This is a genomic window from Candidatus Accumulibacter vicinus (genome assembly GCF_000584955.1).
GTDB classification, from domain to species: domain Bacteria; phylum Pseudomonadota; class Gammaproteobacteria; order Burkholderiales; family Rhodocyclaceae; genus Accumulibacter; species Accumulibacter vicinus.
This window is the reverse complement of the sequence record NZ_JDSS02000016.1, coordinates 118,699-119,675: the sequence shown is the minus strand read 5'-3', so window position 1 is coordinate 119,675 and position 977 is coordinate 118,699. Positions and strand designations below refer to the sequence as shown.

Below are 977 nucleotides of genomic sequence, written 5' to 3'. Positions count from 1 at the left end.
GTTCATGCGATCCATTGATGCTAAATGAGTTGTGCGTAAGGGTATGACTCCAAGGGAGTGGTGGACTTGTGCTTGACAGCACTCGCCAGCCTACGGATAATCACCCCCGCTGCTGCTTCTGGAGCAAGACGGATCAGTCCGGATGACATGCTTGGCGACAATTCACACGCGGGAATAGCTCAGTTGGTAGAGCGATACCTTGCCAAGGTATAGGTCGAGAGTTCGAGACTCTTTTCCCGCTCCAGGTTCTGAAAGGGGAAGTGCATTGCGCACTCCTTCCTTCTTCTTTTTGACGCTGCCCAACCAATGATCATCAGACCCTGCGCCACCAAGGTGCGGGTGATCGTCTCGAACAGGGTCCTGGTCAATCCATGCTTTTCCAGCAGGTGCCGGAACTGCAGCAGCGTTGTCGCATCCGGCGCCAGGTTAATCCCCACAAAGGCCTGCACTGTGCCATAGGCTGTCGGTGACGGCGTTTTCGGCGCATATAGGGCCTGGGCGGCGTCAATTATCTTGGCCGGCCCAGCCAGAGAAGGGTTGGTTGGCGGTGAGCGCCAGACTCTTCCGTTCATAGCGCTCGGCAATCAACTCAAACAGAACCGAGGTTTCCGCCTGATCCCGCCGAACATAGCTCAAGTCGTCGAGGATCAGCAGGTCAAAACGATCAAGACGAGCGATCTCCGCCGCAAGCCGCATTTCGCGTCGTGCCACTTGCAGACGCTGTACCAGATCGCTGGTGCGCGTGAAGCAGACGCGATACCCCCGGTCGATCAAACCGTTGCCGATGGCGCACACCAGATGGCTCTTGCCCACCTCCGGCGGCCCGAACAGGAGAAGATTCGCCCCCTGTCCAATCCAGTCGTCACCTTTCGCCAATGCGCTGACGTGGGCTTTTGAGACGGTCGGTACCCCCGTGAAATCAAAGTTCGAGAGCCGTTTGCCGGGGGTGTGATCAAAAGTGACGGTTGCAAAGACCT

General features: G+C 57.2%; 1 protein-coding gene, 1 tRNA gene and 1 pseudogene. 1 reads left to right on the top strand and 2 read right to left on the bottom strand.

The genetic code is table 11. The annotated features are described in order from the left end of the window. Positions 1-168 precede the first annotated feature (168 nt). A tRNA-Gly gene (locus CAPSK01_RS04875) sits at positions 169-244 on the top strand. Positions 245-308: 64 nt separating this feature from the next. Here the strand turns inward: CAPSK01_RS04875 and CAPSK01_RS21875 are convergent. Together CAPSK01_RS21875 and CAPSK01_RS04870 are read right to left on the bottom strand one after the other, a co-directional pair. Next, positions 309-449: pseudogene (locus tag CAPSK01_RS21875) on the bottom strand (IS5/IS1182 family transposase); the annotation flags it as partial. Between the two features lie 55 nt (positions 450-504). Further along, a partial coding sequence (locus CAPSK01_RS04870; protein WP_273703106.1) for an ATP-binding protein occupies positions 505-977 on the bottom strand: 473 nt, incomplete at its 5' end.